The following is a 19,765-nucleotide window of genomic DNA, read 5'->3' on the forward strand; positions in this document are numbered from 1 at the left end:
GCGTGTCAGGCCGCCTGCCTGGCGCGCCGCGCGCGCTTGCGCGCATGCGCCAGCGCCGCCTCGCGCACCCAGGCGCCGTTGGCGTGAGCGCGCCGGCGGGTCTCCAGCCGCTCGCGATTGCAGGGGCCGTCGCCGTCGACCACGCGCCAGAACTCGCTCCAGTCGATCGGCCCGTGGTCGTAGTGGCCGCGCTCGGCGTTCCACTTCAGGTGCGGGTCGGGAATCTCCAGCCCCAGCAGCTCGGCCTGCGGCACGGTGGCATCGATGAACTTCTGCCGCAGGTCGTCGTTGGAGATGCGCTTGATCCCCCACTTCATCGTCTGCGCGGAGTGCACCGACTCGGCGTCGCTCGGCCCGAACATCATCACCACCGGCCACCACCAGCGGTCCAGCGCCTCCTGGGCCATCGCCTTCTGCGCGGCCGTGCCTCGGCACAGCGCGAGCATCAGCTCGTAGCCCTGGCGCTGGTGGAAGGACTCCTCCTTGCAGATCCGGATCATGGCGCGGGCGTAGGGGCCGTAGGAGCAGCGGCACAGCGGGATCTGGTTCATGATCGCAGCGCCGTCGACCAGCCAGCCGATGCAGCCCATGTCGGCCCAGCCCAGCGCCGGGTAGTTGAAGATCGACGAGTACTTGGCCTTGCCGGAGAGGAGCGCCTCGACCAGCTCGTCGCGCGAGACGCCCAGGGTTTCCGCGGCCGAGTACAGGTAGAGCCCGTGCCCGCCCTCGTCCTGGACCTTGGCGAGCAGGATGGCCTTGCGGCGCAGGCTGGGCGCGCGGGTGATCCAGTTCCCCTCGGGGAGCATGCCGACCACCTCGGAGTGCGCGTGCTGCGAGATCTGCCGGACCAGCGTGCGACGGTACGCTTCGGGCATCCAGTCCTGCGGCTCGATCTTGCGGCCGGCCTCGATCGCCGAGTCGAAGGCCTGCTGTCGGGCCGGATCGGCCGGCGAGTCGCTCGCGCCGGAAGCCGCGCGCTCCCTGGGGGGCTGGCCGGGCAGGTCGATGGCCTGGGTATACATCGGGGGTTCTCCAGTGTGGCGGGCGGCACGGTGCGCAAAGGCCGCAGGATCCCGTCGGGCGGGTCTCTTCCACCCCGGACTTTATATCCCGACCGACTGGTCGGTCAATTAACAGGGAACCTCTCATGAGAATCACCGACCTGCGCGTGCATGTGCTGCAGAGCCCGCTCGACCCGCCCTTCGCCTTCTCCCAGGGCTGGGTCGGCCGCCGCTCGGCGACTCTGGTCGAAGTCGTGACGGACGGCGGCCTGACCGGCTGGGGCGAAGCCTTCGCGCAAGGGCTCGAGCCTCCGCAGATCGCCGCCGCGGTCATCGAGCATGCGCTGCGCCCGCTGGTGGTGGGTGCCAATCCGCTCGACACCGAGGTCCTCTGGCACCGGATGTACCACCAGACCCGCGACTACGGCCGCAAGGGCTCGGTGATCGCGGCCATCAGCGCGGTCGACATCGCCCTGTGGGACCTGGCCGGCAAGCATTACGGCGAGCCGGTGCACCGCCTGCTGGGCGGCGCCTTCCGGGACCGGGTCCAGCCCTACGCGACCGGCTTCTATCGCCTTCGCGGCCAGGGCGAGGCGCCCCGCCTGGCCGACGAGGCGCTGGCGCACTTCGAGGCCGGCTTCCGGTTGATGAAGGTCAAGCTCGGCTACGGTGTGGACGACGACATCGCCGTGATCCGGGCGGTCGCCCGGGCAATCGAGGGCCGCGGCGTCACGCTGATGGCCGACACCAACCACGCCTACGGCCGGGCCGAGGCCCTGCGGCTGGGCTACGCGCTCGACGAGCTCGATCTGCGCTGGTACGAGGAGCCGGTGGCGCCCGAGGACATCGACGGCTACTGCGAACTGCGGGCGCGCCTGCGCACGCCGATCGCCGGCGGCGAGAACGAGCACACGCTGCACGGCTTCCGCGAGCTGCTCGGCCGCCACGCGGTCGACATCGCCCAACCCGACGTGGGCTCCTGCGGCGGGCTGACCGCCGCCCGCCATATCGTCGCGCTCGCCCAGGCCAACGGGATCGAGGTCAACCCGCATGTCTGGGGCTCGGCGGTGGCGCAGGCTGCCTCGCTGCACCTGATCGCGGCCTTGCCGGTGGCCCATCACTCGGTCTTCGCGCGCCCGCCGGTGCTCGAGTACGACCGCTCTTCGCACCCCTTCCGGCGCGAGCTGGTGACCGAGCCGATCGAAATGGCCGACGGCGCCGTGCCGGTGCCGCAAGGCCCGGGCCTGGGCATCGCCCTGCGCGTCGAGACCCTGGAACGCTTCCGGATTCGCTGAGCCCGCCTCGCGCCGATGCCGCGCACGATTCGGCGCCAATTGACAGCTTCGCGGAACCGGGACATAATCAGCGGTTCCCTGGAGGGGTGCCCGAGTGGCTAAAGGGGGCAGACTGTAAATCTGTTGGCTTACGCCTACGTTGGTTCGAATCCAACCCCCTCCACCAGGTTTCTCCGGCGTTCGCCGGGCGTCCGGGTCTCGGTCGCCGCCGCTTGTCGGTCGCGCGGCGGGCGCGGATGGCCGGTCGGTTGCCGGGTTCCGGGGAGTGCGGTGCGGCAGCCCGGGCGGGTGTAGCTCAATGGTAGAGCAGAAGCCTTCCAAGCTTACGACGAGGGTTCGATTCCCTTCACCCGCTCCATCCGGCTCCGCGCGGTATCGAGAGATCTGGTCTTTTGCAGGTTTCGCCCATGTGGCTCAGTGGTAGAGCACTCCCTTGGTAAGGGAGAGGTCGCGCGTTCGATCCGCGCCATGGGCACCACAATTCGGATTCGCCGGGAAAGCCTGTCGGCCCGGCGCGATCGCATCGTCATCAGGCTGGCACCATCTAGCATCGGGAGTCTTGCATGGCTAAGGGAAAGTTCGAGCGTACGAAGCCGCACGTGAACGTGGGGACGATCGGTCACGTTGACCATGGCAAGACGACGCTGACGGCGGCGATCACGACGGTGCTGTCGACGAAGTTTGGGGGCGAGGCGAAGGGCTACGACCAGATCGACGCGGCGCCGGAAGAGAAGGCGCGCGGGATCACGATCAACACGGCGCACGTGGAGTACGAGACGGCGAAGCGTCACTATGCGCACGTGGACTGCCCGGGTCACGCGGACTACGTGAAGAACATGATCACGGGCGCGGCGCAGATGGACGGGGCGATTCTGGTGGTGTCGGCGGCCGACGGTCCGATGCCGCAGACGCGCGAGCACATTCTGCTGGCGCGGCAGGTGGGGGTGCCGTACATCATCGTGTTCATGAACAAGTGCGACATGGTGGACGATGCGGAGCTGCTCGAGCTGGTGGAGATGGAGGTTCGGGAGCTGCTGTCGAAGTACGATTTTCCGGGCGACGACGTTCCGATCATCAAGGGTTCGGCGCTGAAGGCGCTGGAAGGCGACAAGGGCGAGATTGGGGAGCAGGCGATCCTGGCGCTGGCCGAGGCGCTGGACACGTACATTCCGACGCCCGAGCGTGCGGTGGACGGGGCGTTCCTGCTGCCGATCGAGGACGTGTTCTCGATTTCGGGCCGTGGCACGGTGGTGACGGGCCGGGTGGAGCGCGGGGTGATCAAGGTCGGTGAGGAGATCGAGATCGTCGGGATCAAGCCGACGGTGAAGACGATCTGCACGGGCGTGGAGATGTTCCGCAAGCTGCTGGACCAGGGTCAGGCGGGCGACAACGTGGGGGTGCTGCTGCGCGGCACGAAGCGCGAGGACGTGGAGCGAGGCCAGGTGCTGGCCAAGCCGGGATCGATCACGCCGCACACGAAGTTCGAGTGCGAGGTGTACGTGCTGAGCAAGGAGGAGGGCGGTCGTCACACGCCGTTCTTCAACAACTACCGTCCGCAGTTTTACTTCCGCACGACCGACGTGACGGGCTCGGTGCAGCTGCCCGAGGGTGTGGAGATGGTGATGCCGGGCGACAACGTGAAGATGGTGGTGACGCTGATCGCTCCGATCGCGATGGAGCAGGGCCTGCGCTTCGCGATCCGCGAGGGCGGTCGCACCGTCGGCGCCGGCGTCGTCGCCAAGGTGATCGAGTAAGCAAGGCGAAGGACACAGGGGTATAGCTCAACTGGCAGAGCGTCGGTCTCCAAAACCGAAGGTTGGGGGTTCGATTCCCTCTGCCCCTGCCATCCTCCGCTGCAAGCATGTCGAACCAGGCTGTTGAAACCGTAACGTCCGGCGCTGACCGGGCCAAGGTCGTCGTCGCCATCGCCGCCGTCGTGGCGGGCGTCGTCGGCTTCTACCTGCTCGCGCAGCAGCCGGCGATCGTCCGCGTGGGCGCGGTCCTCGCCGGCCTGATCGTCGGCGGGCTGATCGCGTGGACTTCCGGCCCGGGCCAGCGCTTCTTCGCCTTTGCGAAAGACGCGTCGGGCGAGGCCCGCCGCGTGGTCTGGCCCACTCGCAAGGAAACCACCCAGGTCACGCTGACCGTCTTCGCGTTCGTCGTCGTGATGGCCATTTTCCTGTGGCTGGTCGACAAGGGGCTCGAGTGGGTCCTGTACGACCTGGTCCTGGGCTGGAAGGGATAAATGTCGAAGCGTTGGTATGTCGTGCACGCCTACTCCGGCATGGAGAAGAGCGTGGCGCGCGCCCTGAAGGAGCGGATCGACCGCGCCGGCATGGCGGACAAGTTCGGGCAGATCCTGGTCCCGACCGAAGAGGTCGTGGAGATCAAGGGCGGCCAGCGCAAGACCACCGAACGGCGGTTCTTCCCGGGTTACGTGCTCGTCGAGATGGAAATGGACGACGATACCTGGCACCTGGTCAAGAACACGAACAAGGTCACCGGCTTCGTCGGCGGCGCCGGCAACCGGCCCACGCCGATTTCCGATCGCGAGGTCGAGAAGATCCTCACCCAGATGCAGGAGGGTGTGGAAAAGCCGCGGCCCAAGACCCTGTTCGAGGTCGGCGAGATGGTCCGCGTCAAGGAAGGCCCGTTCACCGACTTCAACGGCAACGTCGAGGAAGTCAACTACGAGAAGAGCCGGTTGCGCGTGTCGGTCACGATCTTCGGTCGCGCCACGCCGGTCGAGCTCGAGTTCGGTCAGGTCGAGAAGGTCTGATCCTGCGGCCCGGGCCTGCCGGGCGCGATGTTTCAGGGCGCGCCGCCCCGCGGGGCGCGCCAGCCGGAGCGATCCGGCGCTTGAGGAGCTCCAGTAGGGTTTCGGCCCGACCGGGCGTTATCACTCGTCAATCGGAGTAGCCCAACATGGCGAAGAAGATCGTCGGCTTTGTGAAGCTGCAGGTTCCTGCAGGCAAGGCCAACCCCGCGCCGCCGATCGGCCCGGCCCTCGGCCAGCGCGGCCTGAACATCATGGAGTTCTGCAAGGCGTTCAACGCCAAGACCCAGGGCCTGGAGCCCGGTCTCCCGATCCCGGTGGTGATCACCGCGTTCGCGGACAAGAGCTTCACCTTCATCATGAAGACGCCGCCGGCCACCGTGCTGATCAAGAAGGCGGCAAAGATCGAGAAGGGTTCGCCGAAGCCCCACACCGACAAGGTCGGCTCGATCACTCGCGCCCAGGCCGAGGAGATCGCCAAGACCAAGATGCCGGACCTCACCGCAGCCGACATGGACGCGGCGGTTCGCACCATCGCCGGCTCGGCGCGCAGCATCGGCATCACGGTGGAGGGTCTGTAAATGGCCAAGCTTTCCAAGCGCACGCAGGCGATCCGCGCCAAGATCGATCGCCAGAAGCCCTACCCGCTGGCCGACGCGCTGGCGCTGGTCAAGGAATGCGCGGTCGCCAAGTTCGACGAGTCGATCGACGTCGCCGTCCAGCTGGGCGTGGATCCCAAGAAATCCGACCAGGTCGTTCGCGGCTCGGTCGTGCTGCCCGCCGGCACCGGCAAGTCGGTCCGCGTGGCCGTCTTCACGCAGGGCGACAAGGTCGAGGCCGCCAAGGCCGCCGGCGCCGATATCGTCGGCATGGAAGACCTGGCCGAACAGGTCAAGGCCGGCAACCTGAACTTCGACGTGGTGATCGCCTCGCCCGACGCGATGCGCATCGTCGGCACGCTGGGCCAGATCCTCGGCCCGCGCGGCCTGATGCCGAACCCGAAGGTCGGCACCGTCACGCCCGACGTGGCCACCGCGGTCAGGAACGCCAAGGCCGGCCAGGTGCAGTACCGCACCGACAAGGCGGGGATCATCCACGCCACGATCGGCCGCGCGTCCTTCGACGTCGAGCAGCTCGGCACCAACGTTCGTGCCCTGGTCGAAGCCCTCAACCGGGCCCGACCGGCGAGCGCGAAAGGCATCTACCTGCGCAAGGTGGCCCTGTCGAGCACGATGGGCGTCGGCGTCAAGGTCGATCCCGCAGCATTCACCGCGGCCGCGACGGCGGCCTGACGCGGAAGCATTCAACGTACTTTGGGCCGTTCGTGCGGCCCGGAAGGCGAGGCGGGGACGCCCGCAGCGCTTTCCGGTCGCCCGGGCGGGTTGTCAAAGACCGCAGGGGGACGCCCGATGTCCGCATCCGGCACCTTAATGCGCCTCGCGAAACCGGTCGGCCTCGTCGGCCGGCGCCGCGAACGCCCCTGCGCAGATGGCGGTCCCGAAGCGAGAGTTTTCAGGATGACCCGGTATCCGTATCGGGTTGCGAAGGAACTCACACTCGGTCGCCGTGTAGAAACGGGCGCCTGCGCCTGATCCCGTTCGAGCCGCCGCGCGCGGCGGGGCGGGGCAAGGGCACCCATACTGGAGCAAGACCGTGGCTCTCAATCGAGAAGAGAAAGCGGCAGTCGTCGCCGAAGTCTCCGCCGAAGTGGCGAAGGCCCAGTCGATCATTGTCGCCGAGTACCGTGGTCTGGAAGTCGGAGCGATCACCGCCCTGCGCAAGCAGGCGCGGGAGCAAGGTGTCTACCTGCGTGTCCTGAAAAACACGCTGGCCCGCCGCGCGGTCACCGGCACGCCGTTCGAGAAGCTGTCCGACCAGCTGGTCGGCCCGCTGATCTACGGCCTGTCGAGCGATCCGGTGGCGGCTGCCAAGGTGCTGAACGCCTTCGCCAAGGACAACGACAAGCTCGTGCTGAAGGCCGGAGCGATGCCCAATGCCGTTCTCGACGCGAACGGTGTGAAGGCTCTCGCGACCATGCCCAGCCGGGAAGAGTTGCTGGCGAAGCTGCTCGGCACGATGCAGGCGCCGATCGCGACCTTCGTCCGCACGCTCAACGAAGTCCCCGGAAGGTTCGTCCGCACCATGGCGGCCGTCCGCGACCAGAAAGAGCAGGCGGGCGCCTGACGCTTCGCGCGCCAGGCAACCCGATTTCCAGATTCATCGCAACCCATTGATTCGTACGGAGTAAACAAAATGGCCCTGAACAAGGAAGAGATCCTCGACGCAGTCGCCGGCATGTCGGTGCTCGAGCTGTCGGAGCTGATCAAGCTGATGGAAGACAAGTTCGGCGTGTCGGCTGCTGCCGCCGCCGTCGCCGTCGCGGCCCCGGCCGCCGGCGGTGCCGCCGCCCCGGCTGCCGAAGAGCAGACCGAGTTCACCGTGATCCTCGGCGCCGCCGGCGAGAAGAAGGTCGAGGTGATCAAGGTCGTTCGTGCCGCCACCGGCCTGGGTCTGAAGGAAGCCAAGGACCTGGTCGACGGTGCGCCGAAGCCCGTCAAGGAAGGCATCAGCAAGGCCGACGCCGAGGCGCTGAAGAAGCAGCTCGAGGACGCCGGCGCGAAGGTCGAGCTCAAGTAATCCGAGCTCGAGCAGCGCACAGCTTGCAAGCACTGCTTTCGCGGCGCCCGGACGCCGCCCGCCCGACGGGGCGGGCGGCTCCGGGTTTTCGCGTCTGCGCGCGGCACGCGGCATGCCGGTTCCCAGCGAGCCGGCATCCCACGTTCTGCGCAGGAATCCCTGCCCCACTTGTCTGAACAAGACACGGAGTGTCCATGGCCACCGCTTCCACCTACTCGTTCACCGAGAAAAAGCGCATCCGCAAGAGCTTCGCCAAGCGGCCCGTCGTTCTCGACGTGCCGTTCCTGCTGACGACGCAGATCGAGTCCTACGATCGCTTCCTGCAGGCCGACAAGATTCCGGAGCAGCGGGTCGAGGAGGGCCTGCAGGCGGCCTTCCGCTCGATCTTCCCGATCGTCTCGCACAACGAGTTCGCGCGCCTCGAGTTCGTCAACTACCAGCTCGGCGCCGCTCCCTTCGACGTGAAGGAGTGCCAGCAGCGCGGCCTGAGCTTCTGCGCGCCGCTGCGCGCCCGCGTGCGCCTGGTCATCATGGACCGCGAGGCGGCCAAGCCCACGGTCAAGGAGGTGAAGGAGCAGGAGGTCTACATGGGCGAGATTCCGCTCATGACCGGCAACGGCTCCTTCATCGTGAACGGCACCGAGCGCGTCATCGTCTCGCAGCTGCACCGCTCGCCGGGCGTGTTCTTCGAGCATGACCGCGGCAAGACCCACAGCTCGGGCAAGCTGCTGTTCTCGGCGCGCATCATCCCCTACCGCGGCTCCTGGCTTGACTTCGAGTTCGACCCGAAGGACATCCTCTTCTTCCGCGTCGACCGCCGCCGGAAGATGCCCGTCACGATCCTGCTCAAGGCCATCGGCCTGACCCCCGAGCAGATCCTCGCGCACTTCTTCGTGTTCGACGGCTTCCGGCTGATGTCCGAGGGCGCCCAGCTCGAGCTGGTGCCCGAGCGGCTGCGCGGCGAGATCGCCCGATTCGACATCGCCGACAAGGACGGCAAGGTCATCGTCGCGAAGGACAAGCGGATCAACGCCAAGCACATCCGCGACATGGAAGCGGCCGGGATGAAATACATCTCGGTGCCCGAGGACTACCTGCTCGGCCGCACGCTGGCCCACAACGTGGTCGACGCCGAGACCGGCGAGATCGTTGCCAAGGCCAACGACGAGCTGACCGAAGAGCTGCTCGGCAAGCTGCGCGACGCCAACGTGCGCGAGATCCGCACGCTCTACACGAACGACCTCGACCAGGGCCCGTACATCTCGCAGACGCTGCGCACCGACGAGACGGTCGACCAGACCGCCGCGCGCATCGCGATCTACCGGATGATGCGCCCCGGCGAACCGCCGACCGAGGACGCGGTCGAGGCGCTCTTCAATCGCCTGTTCTACAGCGAGGACGCCTACGACCTGTCGAAGGTCGGCCGGATGAAGTTCAACCGCCGCGTCGGCCGCGACGAGCTGACCGGCCCGATGACGCTGACCAACGAGGACATCCTCGCGGTCATCAAGATCCTGGTCGAGCTGCGCAACGGCCGCGGCGAGATCGACGACATCGACCACCTGGGCAACCGCCGCGTGCGCTGCGTGGGCGAGCTCGCGGAGAACCAGTTCCGCGCCGGCCTGGTGCGCGTCGAGCGCGCGGTCAAGGAGCGTCTCGGCCAGGCCGAGACCGAGAACCTGATGCCGCACGACCTGATCAACAGCAAGCCGATCAGCGCCGCCATCCGCGAGTTCTTCGGTTCGTCGCAGCTGTCGCAGTTCATGGACCAGACGAACCCGCTGTCCGAGATCACGCACAAGCGGCGCGTCTCGGCGCTGGGCCCGGGCGGCCTGACCCGCGAGCGTGCGGGCTTCGAGGTTCGCGATGTCCATCCCACGCACTACGGCCGCGTCTGCCCGATCGAGACGCCGGAAGGCCCGAACATCGGCCTGATCAACTCGCTGGCCCTGTACGCGCGGCTCAACGAGTACGGCTTCCTCGAGACCCCGTATCGCAAGGTCGTCGACGGCAAGGTCACCGACCACATCGACTACCTGTCGGCGATCGAGGAGGGCCGCTACGTGATCGCGCAGGCCAACGCCACGGTCGACCTCGAGGGCCGCCTGACCGGCGACCTGGTCTCGGTGCGCAAGGCCGGCGAATCCGAGCTGACCTCGCCCGAGCACGTCGAGTACATGGACGTGGCGCCGTCGCAGATCGTGTCGGTGGCGGCCTCGCTGATCCCCTTCCTCGAGCACGACGACGCCAACCGCGCGCTGATGGGCTCGAACATGCAGCGCCAGGCCGTGCCCTGCCTGCGGCCCGAGAAGCCGGTGGTCGGCACCGGCATCGAGCGCACCTGCGCGGTCGACTCCGGCACCGTGGTCACCGCGCTGCGCGGCGGCCTGGTCGACTACGTCGACGCCAACCGCATCGTGGTCCGGGTGAACGACTCCGAGGCCGCGGCGGGCGAGGTCGGCGTCGACATCTACAACCTGATCAAGTACACGCGCAGCAACCAGAACACGAACATCAACCAGCGTCCGGTCGTCAAGAAGGGCGACCAGATCTCGGCGGGCGACGTCATCGCCGACGGCGCCTCGACCGACCTGGGCGAGCTGGCGCTGGGCCAGAACATGCTGGTCGCGTTCATGCCCTGGAACGGCTACAACTTCGAGGACTCGATCCTGATCTCGGAGAAGGTCGTGTCCGACGACCGCTACACCTCGATCCACATCGAGGAGCTGTCGGTGCTGGCGCGCGACACCAAGCTGGGTCCGGAAGAGATCACCCGCGACATCTCGAACCTGTCCGAGCAGCAGCTGGGCCGGCTCGACGACTCGGGCATCGTCTACATCGGCGCCGAGGTGCAGGCCGGCGACACGCTGGTCGGCAAGGTCACGCCCAAGGGCGAGACCCAGCTGACCCCCGAGGAGAAGCTGCTGCGCGCGATCTTCGGCGAGAAGGCGTCCGACGTGAAGGACACCTCGCTGCGCGTGCCCTCGGGCATGACCGGCACCGTCATCGACGTGCAGGTGTTCACCCGCGAAGGCATCCAGCGCGACAAGCGCGCCCAGTCGATCATCGACGACGAGCTCAAGCGCTACCGCCTCGACCTGAACGACCAGCTGCGCATCGTCGAGAACGACGCGTTCTCGCGGATCGAGCGCCTGCTGGTCGGCAAGGTCGTCAACGGCGGCCCCAAGAAGCTCGCCAAGGGCGCCGCCGTCACCGCCGAGTACCTGGCCGACCTCGACCGCTACCACTGGTTCGAGATCCGCCCGGCCGACGAGGTCGTGGCCACCCAGCTCGAGGCGATCAAGGAATCCATCGAGCAGAAGCGCCACCAGTTCGACCTGGCCTACGAGGAAAAGCGCAAGAAGCTCACGCAGGGCGACGAGCTGCCCCCGGGCGTGCTGAAGATGGTCAAGGTCTACCTGGCCGTCAAGCGCCGCCTGCAGCCGGGCGACAAGATGGCCGGCCGCCACGGCAACAAGGGCGTGGTCTCGCGCATCGTGCCGGTCGAGGACATGCCCTGCATGGCCGACGGCACGCCCGTGGACATCGTGCTGAACCCGCTGGGCGTGCCCTCGCGGATGAACGTGGGCCAGATCCTCGAGACCCATCTGGGCTGGGCCGCAAAGGGCATCGGCCACCGGATCGACGCCATGCTGCGCAAGCAGGCCAGGGTCGCCGAGCTGCGCAAGCTGCTCGAGCAGATCTACAACACCAGCGGCCAGAAGGAAGACCTGGCGGGCATGGGCGACGACGAGATCGTCGAGCTGGCCGACAACCTGCGCAAGGGCGTGCCGTTCGCCACGCCGGTGTTCGACGGCGCCTCCGAAGACGAGATCCGCCACATGCTCGACATCGCCTACCCGGACGACGACGAGCGCACGAAGCTGATCGGCTTCACGCCGAGCAAGACCCAGGTCCGCCTGTACGACGGCCGCACCGGCGACGCCTTCGACCGCCCGGTCACGGTCGGCTACATGCACATGCTGAAGCTGCACCACCTGGTCGACGACAAGATGCACGCCCGCTCGACCGGCCCGTACTCGCTGGTCACCCAGCAGCCGCTGGGCGGCAAGGCGCAGTTCGGCGGCCAGCGCTTCGGCGAGATGGAGGTCTGGGCGCTGGAGGCCTACGGCGCCTCGTACATGCTTCAGGAGATGCTCACCGTCAAGTCCGACGACGTGAACGGCCGCACCAAGCTGTACGAGAACATCGTCAAGGGCGAGCACGCGATCGACGCCGGCATGCCGGAGTCGTTCAACGTGCTGGTCAAGGAAATCCGCTCGCTCGGCATCGACATGGATCTCGAGCGCAACTGAGGCCACCGCCCGATACAGGATTCAGGAGCAGCAAATGAAAGCGTTGCTTGATCTCTTCAAACAGGTCCAGGAAGAGGAACACTTCGATGCGATCCGCATCGGACTGGCCTCGCCCGAGAAGATCCGTTCGTGGTCGTACGGGGAAGTGAAGAAGCCCGAGACGATCAACTACCGCACGTTCAAGCCCGAGCGTGACGGCCTCTTCTGCGCCAAGATCTTCGGTCCGATCAAGGACTACGAGTGCCTCTGCGGCAAGTACAAGCGCCTCAAGCACCGTGGCGTGATCTGCGAGAAGTGCGGCGTCGAGGTCACGCTGGCCAAGGTGCGCCGCGAGCGCATGGGCCACATCGAGCTGGCCAGCCCGGTCGCCCACATCTGGTTCCTCAAGTCGCTGCCGTCGCGCCTGGGCATGGTGCTCGACATGACGCTTCGCGACATCGAGCGCGTGCTCTACTTCGAAGCCTTCGTGGTGATCGAGCCCGGCATGACCCCGCTCAAGCGCGGCCAGATCATGACCGAGGACGACTACAACGCGAAGGTCGACGAGTACGGTGACGAGTTCCGCGCGATGATGGGCGCGGAAGGCGTGCGCGAGCTGCTGCGCACGATCGACATCGACCGCGAGATCGAGACCCTGCGCCGCGACCTCGAGGCCACCGGCTCCGAGGCCAAGATCAAGAAGATCGCCAAGCGGCTCAAGGTCCTCGAGGGCTTCCAGCGCTCGGGCATCAAGCCCGACTGGATGGTCATGGAGGTGCTGCCGGTGCTGCCGCCCGAGCTGCGCCCGCTGGTGCCGCTCGACGGCGGCCGCTTCGCGACCTCCGACCTGAACGACCTGTACCGCCGCGTCATCAACCGGAACAACCGCCTGAAGCGGCTGCTCGAGCTGAAGGCGCCGGAGATCATCGTCCGCAACGAGAAGCGGATGCTCCAGGAGGCCGTCGACTCGCTGCTCGACAACGGCCGTCGCGGCAAGGCCATGACCGGCGCGAACAAGCGCGCGCTGAAGTCGCTGGCCGACATGATCAAGGGCAAGGGCGGGCGCTTCCGCCAGAACCTGCTCGGCAAGCGCGTCGACTACTCGGGCCGCTCGGTCATCGTGGTCGGCCCGCAGCTCAAGCTGCACCAGTGCGGCCTGCCCAAGCTGATGGCGCTCGAGCTGTTCAAGCCCTTCATCTTCCACAAGCTGGAAACGATGGGCGTGGCCACGACCATCAAGCAGGCCAAGAAGTACGTCGAGAGCCAGGAACCCATCGTCTGGGACATCCTCGAGGAGGTGATCCGCGAGCACCCGGTGCTGCTGAACCGCGCGCCGACGCTGCACCGCCTCGGCATCCAGGCCTTCGAGCCGGTGCTGATCGAGGGCAAGGCGATCCAGCTGCACCCGCTGGTCTGCGCGGCCTTCAACGCCGACTTCGACGGCGACCAGATGGCCGTCCACGTGCCGCTGTCGCTCGAGGCGCAGCTCGAGGCGCGCGCGCTGATGCTCGCGTCGAACAACGTGCTGTTCCCGTCCAATGGCGAGCCGTCGATCGTGCCGTCGCAGGACATCGTGCTGGGCCTGTACTACACGACCCGCGAAAAAGTGAACGGCAAGGGCGAGGGCATGTACTTCGCCAACGTTTCCGAGGTGCAGCGCGCCTACGACAACGGCCAGGTCGAGCTGGGCACCAGGATCACCGTGCGCCTGGTCGAGTACGCCAAGGACCGCGAGACCGGCGAGCTCACGGCCAACCCGATCCGGCCCGAGACCACGGTCGGCCGCGCGCTGCTCTCCGAGATCCTGCCCAAGGGCCTGCCCTTCGCGCTGATGAACCGTGCGCTGAAGAAGAAGGAGATCTCGCGTCTGATCAACGCGTCGTTCCGCCGTTGCGGCCTGCGCGACACGGTGATCTTCGCCGACCAGCTGATGCAGAACGGCTTCCGGCTGGCCACCCGCGCCGGCATCTCGATCGCCATGGACGACATGCGCGTCCCGGCGCAGAAGGTCGAGATCCTGTCGGCCGCCGAGCACGAGGTCAAGGAGATCGAGCAGCAGTACACCTCGGGCCTGGTGACCCAGGGCGAGCGCTACAACAAGGTGGTCGACATCTGGGGTCGCGCCGGCGACATGGTCGGCAAGGCGATGATGGAGCAGCTGGCCACCGAGGACACCGTCGATCGCAAGGGCAACGCGGTCAAGCAGGAGTCGTTCAACTCGATCTACATGATGGCCGACTCGGGCGCCCGCGGCTCCGCGGCCCAGATCCGCCAGCTGGCCGGCATGCGTGGCCTGATGGCCAAGCCGGACGGCTCGATCATCGAGACGCCGATCACCGCGAACTTCCGCGAAGGCCTGAACGTTCTCCAGTACTTCATCTCGACCCACGGCGCGCGCAAGGGCCTGGCCGACACCGCGCTGAAGACCGCCAACTCGGGCTACCTGACCCGCCGTCTGGTCGACGTGACCCAGGACCTGGTGGTCACCGAGGACGATTGCGGCACTTCGAACGGCGTCGCGATGAAGGCGCTGATCGAGGGCGGCGAGGTCATCGAGGCGCTGCGCGACCGGATCCTCGGCCGCGTGGCGGCGTCCGACGTCGTCGACCCCGAGACGCAGGAAACCGTCTACGAGGCGGGCACCCTGCTCGACGAGGACGCGGTCGAGAAGATCGAGACGCTGGGCATCGACGAGGTGCGCGTGCGCACCCCGCTCACCTGCGAGACCCGCTACGGCCTGTGCGCCAAGTGCTACGGCCGCGACCTGGGTCGCGGCGCGCTGGTCAACTCGGGCGAGGCGGTCGGCGTGATCGCCGCCCAGTCGATCGGCGAGCCGGGCACCCAGCTCACGATGCGGACCTTCCACATCGGCGGCGCGGCGTCGCGCGCGGCGGTGGCCAGCTCGGTCGAGGCCAAGTCCAACGGCACGGTGCGCTTCACCGGCACGATGCGCTATGTCACGAACGGCAAGGGCGAGCAGATCGTCATCACCCGCTCGGGCGAGGTCGTCATCGCCGACGACAGCGGCCGCGAGCGCGAGCGCCACAAGGTGCCCTACGGCGCCACGCTGCTGGCCGGCGACGGCAAGGCGATCAAGGCGGGCACCCAGCTCGCCACCTGGGACCCGATGACCCGGCCGATCATCACCGAGTACGCCGGCACGATCCGCTTCGAGAACGTGGAGGAAGGCGCCACCGTCGCCAAGCAGATCGACGAGGTCACCGGCCTGTCCACGCTGGTGGTCATCGACGCCAAGCGGCGCGGCACGACCAAGTCGGTCCGCCCGCAGGTCAAGCTGATCGACGAGAGCGGCGAGGAGGTCAAGATCGCGGGCACCGACCACGCGGTCACGATCGGCTTCCCGGTCGGCGCGCTGATCACCGTGCGCGACGGCCAGGAAGTGAGCCGCGGCGAGATCCTCGCCCGGATCCCGCTCGAGTCGCAGAAGACCCGCGACATCACCGGCGGCCTGCCGCGCGTGGCCGAGCTGTTCGAGGCGCGCTCGCCGAAGGACGCCGGCATGCTGGCCGAGGTCACCGGCACCGTGTCGTTCGGCAAGGACACCAAGGGCAAGCAGCGCCTGGTCATCACCGACCTGGACGGCAACGCCCACGAGTTCCTGATCCCGAAGGACAAGAACGTGCTGGTCCACGACGGCCAGGTGGTGAACAAGGGCGAGATGATCGTCGACGGCCCGGCCGATCCGCACGACATCCTGCGCCTGCTCGGCATCGAGGCGCTGGCGCGCTACATCGTCGACGAGGTCCAGGACGTCTACCGCCTGCAGGGCGTGAAGATCAACGACAAGCACATCGAGGTGATCGTTCGCCAGATGCTGCGCCGCGTCCAGATCACCGACCCGGGCGACACGCCGTTCATCACCGGCGAGCAGGTCGAGCGCTCGGAGATGCTCGACGAGAACGACCGCGCCGTCGCGAAGGACAAGCGTCCGGCCGTCTACGCCAACCTGCTGCTCGGCATCACCAAGGCCTCGCTGTCGACCGACTCGTTCATCTCGGCGGCCTCCTTCCAGGAGACCACCCGGGTGCTGACCGAGGCGGCGATCATGGGCAAGCGCGACGAGCTCCGCGGCCTGAAGGAGAACGTCATCGTCGGCCGGCTGATCCCGGCGGGCACCGGCCTGGCCTTCCACCGCGCGCGTCGCGCCAAGGAGCAGTCCGAGGCGCAGGAGCAGGCGGCGCTGGCGGCGGCCGAGGCGCTGTTCGCCCCGGTCACCGAGGACGAGTCGGCCGGCGAGGACTCGGCGGCGTCCGACGAGTCCTGATCCGGGGGCGCGCCGGCCCCGTTCGGCGCGCCGCATCGGATGCCTCCGGGTGCTTGCCGGAATGTCCCGTCCAGTCTATACTGGCGGGCTTTCCGGTAAGTCCGGAGGAAGTTTTTCGTTTCCGGCCCCCGGTTGGGGTGGCGGGAACACCAGGAGTTCCCGGCGCAGGGCGCCGGAAATGTACGACTCCCGGCGTGCGTAACGCCGGGAGGGCCAGCGGCGCAATCGATCGCCGCCGCCCCAGGGGCGAAACAGGCAACACAAGGATCAACGCAGATGCCTACCATCAACCAGCTCGTGCGTCAGGGTCGCGAGTCGGAAGTCGTCAAGAGCAAGAGCCCGGCGCTGCAGGACTGCCCGCAGCGTCGCGGCGTCTGCACCCGCGTCTACACCACGACCCCGAAGAAGCCGAACTCGGCGCTCCGGAAGGTCGCCAAGGTGCGCCTGACCAACGGCTTCGAGGTCATTTCGTACATCGGTGGTGAAGGGCACAACCTGCAGGAGCACTCGGTCGTGCTGATTCGCGGCGGTCGCGTCAAGGACCTGCCGGGTGTCCGTTACCACATCGTTCGCGGCTCGCTCGACCTCCAGGGGGTCAAGGACCGCAAGCAGGCCCGCTCCAAGTACGGCGCCAAGCGCCCGAAGAAGGCCTGATCTTTTCTTCCAGGGCGAGGGCGCGAGCCGGTTTTCCGGGGCTCGCGCTCTTGCTTTTCCGGGGCGCACTGCGCAGCGGCCATCGGCCGTGGCGCCGGGCGTCCAGTAAGCGGTCGCTCCCGGGTTCGCCAGTCGGCGGAACGAGTCGGGCGGCCACGCCGGCGAGGCGCGTGGTGTGCGTTGCCGGCGAGCTGAATCAGAGAGGTGATTCCAATGCCACGTCGTCGCGAAGTTCCCAAGCGTGAGATCCTGCCCGACCCGCTGTACGGCAGCGTCGAGGTCTCGAAGTTCGTCAACGTCATGATGCTCGACGGCAAGAAGGCCGTTGCCGAGCGCATGCTGTACGGCGCCTTCGAGCAGATCCGCAGCAAGTCCGGCAAGGACCCCCTCGAAGTCTTCGGGCAGGCCCTGCAGAACACGCGCCCGATGGTCGAGGTCAAGAGTCGTCGCGTGGGCGGCGCGAACTACCAGGTGCCGGTCGAGGTGCGTCCCGTGCGCCGGCTGGCTCTGGCGATGCGCTGGCTGCGCGAGGCTGCCAAGAAGCGTGGCGAGAAGTCGATGGGCCTGCGCCTGGCCAACGAGCTGATGGAAGCGGCCGAGAACCGCGGCGGCGCGGTCAAGAAGCGCGACGAGGTCCATCGCATGGCCGAGGCGAACAAGGCGTTCTCGCACTTCCGCTTCTGACGCCACAACATCCAAGAGAAGTAATCATGGCTCGCAAGACTCCCATCGAGCGGTACCGCAACATCGGCATTTCCGCTCATATCGACGCCGGCAAGACGACCACCACCGAGCGCATCCTGTTCTACACGGGTGTGAACCACAAGCTCGGCGAGGTGCACGACGGCGCAGCGACCACCGACTGGATGGAGCAGGAGCAGGAGCGCGGCATCACGATCACGTCGGCCGCCGTCACCTGCTTCTGGAAGGGCATGGACCTCTCGCTGCCCGAGCACCGGATCAACATCATCGACACCCCGGGGCACGTCGACTTCACGATCGAGGTCGAGCGTTCCATGCGCGTGCTCGACGGCGCGTGCATGGTGTATTGCGCCGTGGGCGGCGTGCAGCCGCAGTCCGAGACCGTCTGGCGCCAGGCGAACAAGTACGGCGTGCCGCGCCTCGCGTTCGTCAACAAGATGGACCGGATGGGCGCCAACTTCTTCAAGGTCTACGACCAGATGCGGCTTCGCCTGAAGGCGAATCCGGTGCCCATCGTCGTGCCGATCGGCGCCGAGGAGGGCTTCAGGGGCGTCGTGGACCTGCTCAAGATGAAGGCCATCCTCTGGGACGAGGCCTCGCAGGGCATGAAGTTCGACTACGCCGACATTCCGGCCGAGCTCGTCGAGACCTGCAACAAGTGGCGCGAGAACATGGTCGAGGCTGCCGCCGAGGCCGACGAGGAACTGATGAACAAGTACCTCGAGGAAGGCGATCTTCCCGAGGACCTGATCAAGCAGGGCCTGCGCAAGCGCACGATCGCCGGCGAGATCCAGCCGATGCTGTGCGGCACGGCGTTCAAGAACAAGGGCGTGCAGCGCATGCTCGACGCGGTCATCGAGTTCCTGCCTTCCCCGGTCGACATCCCTCCGGTCGCGGGCCACGACCTGAACGACGTCGAGATCGTCCGCGAGGCCGACGACGGCGAGAAGTTCTCGGCGCTGGCGTTCAAGCTGATGACCGACCCCTTCGTCGGCCAGCTGACCTTCATCCGAGTCTACTCGGGCGTGCTGAACTCGGGCGATACCGTCCTGAACTCGATCAAGGGCAAGAAGGAGCGCATCGGCCGCCTGCTGCAGATGCACGCCAACAACCGCGAAGAGATCAAGGAAGTCCGCGCGGGCGACATCGCCGCGGCCGTCGGCCTGAAGGACGTCACCACCGGCGAGACGCTGTCGGATGTGGAGTCGCCGATCATCCTCGAGCGCATGGAGTTCCCCGAGCCGGTGATCTCGCAGGCGGTCGAGCCCAAGACCAAGGCCGACCAGGAAAAGATGGGCATCGCGCTGGGTCGCCTGGCCCAGGAAGACCCGTCATTCCGCGTGCGCACCGACGAGGAGTCGGGCCAGACCATCATCTCGGGCATGGGCGAACTGCACCTCGAGATCATCGTCGACCGCATGAAGCGCGAGTTCGGCGTCGAGGCCTCGGTGGGCAAGCCCCAGGTCGCGTACCGCGAGACCATTCGCAAGACCTGCGAAGAGGTCGAGGGCAAGTTCATCAAGCAGTCGGGCGGTCGCGGCCAGTACGGCCACGTCGTGCTCAAGCTCGAGCCGCTCGAGCCCGGCGGCCCGAACTTCGAGTTCGTCGACGCGATCAAGGGCGGCGTGGTGCCGCGCGAGTTCATCCCCGCGGTCCAGAAGGGCATCGAGGAAACGCTCCCGTCGGGCGTGCTGGCCGGCTACCCGGTCGTGAACGTCAAGGCCACCCTGTTCTTCGGCTCCTACCACGACGTGGACTCGAACGAGAACGCGTTCAAGCAGGCCGGCTCGATCGCCTTCAAGGAAGGCATGCGACGCGCCAGCCCGGTGCTGCTCGAGCCGATGATGTCGGTCGAGGTCGAGACGCCCGAGGACTACGCCGGCACGGTCATGGGCGACCTGTCGTCGCGCCGGGGCATGGTCCAGGGCATGGAAGACATGGTCGGCGGCGGCAAGGCGATTCGCGCCGAGGTGCCGCTGTCGGAGATGTTCGGCTACGCCACCACGCTGCGCTCGCTGACCCAGGGTCGCGCGACGTACACGATGGAGTTCAAGCAATACGCCGAGGCGCCGAAGAACGTCGCCGAGGCGATCATTTCGGCGCGCGGCAAGTAAGGCGCT

Annotated in this window: 14 protein-coding genes and 4 tRNA genes; 17 read left to right on the forward strand and 1 reads right to left on the reverse strand. The window is 67.3% G+C overall.

Features of this window, described 5'->3' with window-relative positions; genetic code table 11:
- Nucleotides 1-5: 5 nt before the first annotated feature.
- The gene (paaA, locus tag FHP08_RS14970; protein WP_147705298.1) at nucleotides 6-1,022 is read right to left on the reverse strand and encodes a 1,2-phenylacetyl-CoA epoxidase subunit PaaA; all 1,017 of its coding nucleotides are present in this window, start codon (nucleotides 1,020-1,022) and stop codon (nucleotides 6-8) included.
- Nucleotides 1,023-1,147: 125 nt separating this feature from the next.
- Between paaA and FHP08_RS14975 the strand changes: the two genes are divergently transcribed.
- From FHP08_RS14975 to fusA, 17 genes are all read left to right on the forward strand, one after another.
- The gene (locus tag FHP08_RS14975; protein ID WP_147705299.1) at nucleotides 1,148-2,296 is read left to right on the forward strand and encodes a mandelate racemase/muconate lactonizing enzyme family protein; all 1,149 of its coding nucleotides are present in this window, start codon (nucleotides 1,148-1,150) and stop codon (nucleotides 2,294-2,296) included.
- Nucleotides 2,297-2,376: 80 nt separating this feature from the next.
- Nucleotides 2,377-2,462 (forward strand) — tRNA-Tyr (locus FHP08_RS14980).
- 118 nt (nucleotides 2,463-2,580) lie between these two features.
- Nucleotides 2,581-2,654: transfer RNA gene (locus FHP08_RS14985), tRNA-Gly, on the forward strand.
- A 45-nt stretch (nucleotides 2,655-2,699) separates the two neighbouring features.
- Nucleotides 2,700-2,774 (forward strand) — tRNA-Thr (locus FHP08_RS14990).
- 85 nt (nucleotides 2,775-2,859) lie between these two features.
- The gene (tuf, locus tag FHP08_RS14995) at nucleotides 2,860-4,050 is read left to right on the forward strand and encodes an elongation factor Tu (protein WP_147705300.1); all 1,191 of its coding nucleotides are present in this window, start codon (nucleotides 2,860-2,862) and stop codon (nucleotides 4,048-4,050) included.
- A gap of 16 nt (nucleotides 4,051-4,066) precedes the next feature.
- Nucleotides 4,067-4,142: transfer RNA gene (locus FHP08_RS15000), tRNA-Trp, on the forward strand.
- A 15-nt stretch (nucleotides 4,143-4,157) separates the two neighbouring features.
- Complete coding sequence (gene secE / locus FHP08_RS15005; RefSeq protein WP_147705301.1) at nucleotides 4,158-4,541, forward strand: preprotein translocase subunit SecE; 384 nt, start codon at nucleotides 4,158-4,160, stop codon at nucleotides 4,539-4,541.
- Nucleotides 4,542-5,075 (forward strand): transcription termination/antitermination protein NusG, encoded by a 534-nt coding sequence (nusG, locus tag FHP08_RS15010; RefSeq protein WP_147705302.1) that lies wholly within the window; start codon nucleotides 4,542-4,544, stop codon nucleotides 5,073-5,075.
- Between the two features lie 146 nt (nucleotides 5,076-5,221).
- Nucleotides 5,222-5,653, forward strand: coding sequence for a 50S ribosomal protein L11 (rplK, locus tag FHP08_RS15015; RefSeq protein WP_147705303.1), 432 nt, complete (start codon nucleotides 5,222-5,224; stop codon nucleotides 5,651-5,653).
- A complete protein-coding gene (rplA, locus tag FHP08_RS15020) occupies nucleotides 5,654-6,364 on the forward strand; it encodes a 50S ribosomal protein L1 (RefSeq protein WP_147705304.1) in 711 nt (236 codons plus the stop codon). It begins immediately after the preceding gene.
- Nucleotides 6,365-6,725: 361 nt separating this feature from the next.
- A complete protein-coding gene (gene rplJ / locus FHP08_RS15025) occupies nucleotides 6,726-7,256 on the forward strand; it encodes a 50S ribosomal protein L10 (protein WP_147705305.1) in 531 nt (176 codons plus the stop codon).
- A gap of 69 nt (nucleotides 7,257-7,325) precedes the next feature.
- On the forward strand, nucleotides 7,326-7,709 hold the full coding sequence (rplL, locus tag FHP08_RS15030; protein WP_147705306.1) for a 50S ribosomal protein L7/L12: 384 nt from the start codon (nucleotides 7,326-7,328) through the stop codon (nucleotides 7,707-7,709).
- A 194-nt stretch (nucleotides 7,710-7,903) separates the two neighbouring features.
- Nucleotides 7,904-12,025, forward strand: coding sequence for a DNA-directed RNA polymerase subunit beta (gene rpoB, locus FHP08_RS15035; protein ID WP_147705307.1), 4,122 nt, complete (start codon nucleotides 7,904-7,906; stop codon nucleotides 12,023-12,025).
- Nucleotides 12,026-12,059: 34 nt separating this feature from the next.
- Nucleotides 12,060-16,289, forward strand: a complete 4,230-nt coding sequence (gene rpoC, locus FHP08_RS15040; RefSeq protein WP_147705308.1) for a DNA-directed RNA polymerase subunit beta' — start codon at nucleotides 12,060-12,062, stop codon at nucleotides 16,287-16,289.
- A 276-nt stretch (nucleotides 16,290-16,565) separates the two neighbouring features.
- Nucleotides 16,566-16,943 carry a 30S ribosomal protein S12 gene (gene rpsL / locus FHP08_RS15045; RefSeq protein ID WP_147705309.1) on the forward strand — a complete coding sequence of 126 codons (378 nt, stop codon included), beginning with the start codon at nucleotides 16,566-16,568 and terminating at the stop codon, nucleotides 16,941-16,943.
- Nucleotides 16,944-17,156: 213 nt separating this feature from the next.
- On the forward strand, nucleotides 17,157-17,627 hold the full coding sequence (rpsG, locus tag FHP08_RS15050) for a 30S ribosomal protein S7 (protein WP_147705310.1): 471 nt from the start codon (nucleotides 17,157-17,159) through the stop codon (nucleotides 17,625-17,627).
- A gap of 26 nt (nucleotides 17,628-17,653) precedes the next feature.
- Nucleotides 17,654-19,759 carry an elongation factor G gene (gene fusA, locus FHP08_RS15055; RefSeq protein WP_147705311.1) on the forward strand — a complete coding sequence of 702 codons (2,106 nt, stop codon included), beginning with the start codon at nucleotides 17,654-17,656 and terminating at the stop codon, nucleotides 19,757-19,759.
- Nucleotides 19,760-19,765: the final 6 nt, after the last annotated feature.

The organism is Zeimonas arvi (assembly GCF_008039575.1).
In the GTDB taxonomy this organism is placed as follows: domain Bacteria; phylum Pseudomonadota; class Gammaproteobacteria; order Burkholderiales; family Burkholderiaceae_E; genus Zeimonas; species Zeimonas arvi.

Bases quoted from the DNA above. Each gene is read 5' to 3' on its own strand.
- rpoB (WP_147705307.1), top strand. From the start codon at position 7,904: ATGGCCACCGCTTCCACCTACTCGTTCACCGAGAAAAAGCGCATCCGC.
- rpsG (WP_147705310.1), top strand. From the start codon at position 17,157: ATGCCACGTCGTCGCGAAGTTCCCAAGCGTGAGATCCTGCCCGACCCG.
- rpoC (WP_147705308.1), top strand. From the start codon at position 12,060: ATGAAAGCGTTGCTTGATCTCTTCAAACAGGTCCAGGAAGAGGAACAC.
- rpsL (WP_147705309.1), top strand. From the start codon at position 16,566: ATGCCTACCATCAACCAGCTCGTGCGTCAGGGTCGCGAGTCGGAAGTC.
- nusG (WP_147705302.1), top strand. From the start codon at position 4,542: ATGTCGAAGCGTTGGTATGTCGTGCACGCCTACTCCGGCATGGAGAAG.
- paaA (WP_147705298.1), bottom strand. From the start codon at position 1,022: ATGTATACCCAGGCCATCGACCTGCCCGGCCAGCCCCCCAGGGAGCGC.
- fusA (WP_147705311.1), top strand. From the start codon at position 17,654: ATGGCTCGCAAGACTCCCATCGAGCGGTACCGCAACATCGGCATTTCC.
- rplK (WP_147705303.1), top strand. From the start codon at position 5,222: ATGGCGAAGAAGATCGTCGGCTTTGTGAAGCTGCAGGTTCCTGCAGGC.
- rplA (WP_147705304.1), top strand. From the start codon at position 5,654: ATGGCCAAGCTTTCCAAGCGCACGCAGGCGATCCGCGCCAAGATCGAT.
- secE (WP_147705301.1), top strand. From the start codon at position 4,158: ATGTCGAACCAGGCTGTTGAAACCGTAACGTCCGGCGCTGACCGGGCC.
- rplL (WP_147705306.1), top strand. From the start codon at position 7,326: ATGGCCCTGAACAAGGAAGAGATCCTCGACGCAGTCGCCGGCATGTCG.
- FHP08_RS14975 (WP_147705299.1), top strand. From the start codon at position 1,148: ATGAGAATCACCGACCTGCGCGTGCATGTGCTGCAGAGCCCGCTCGAC.
- tuf (WP_147705300.1), top strand. From the start codon at position 2,860: ATGGCTAAGGGAAAGTTCGAGCGTACGAAGCCGCACGTGAACGTGGGG.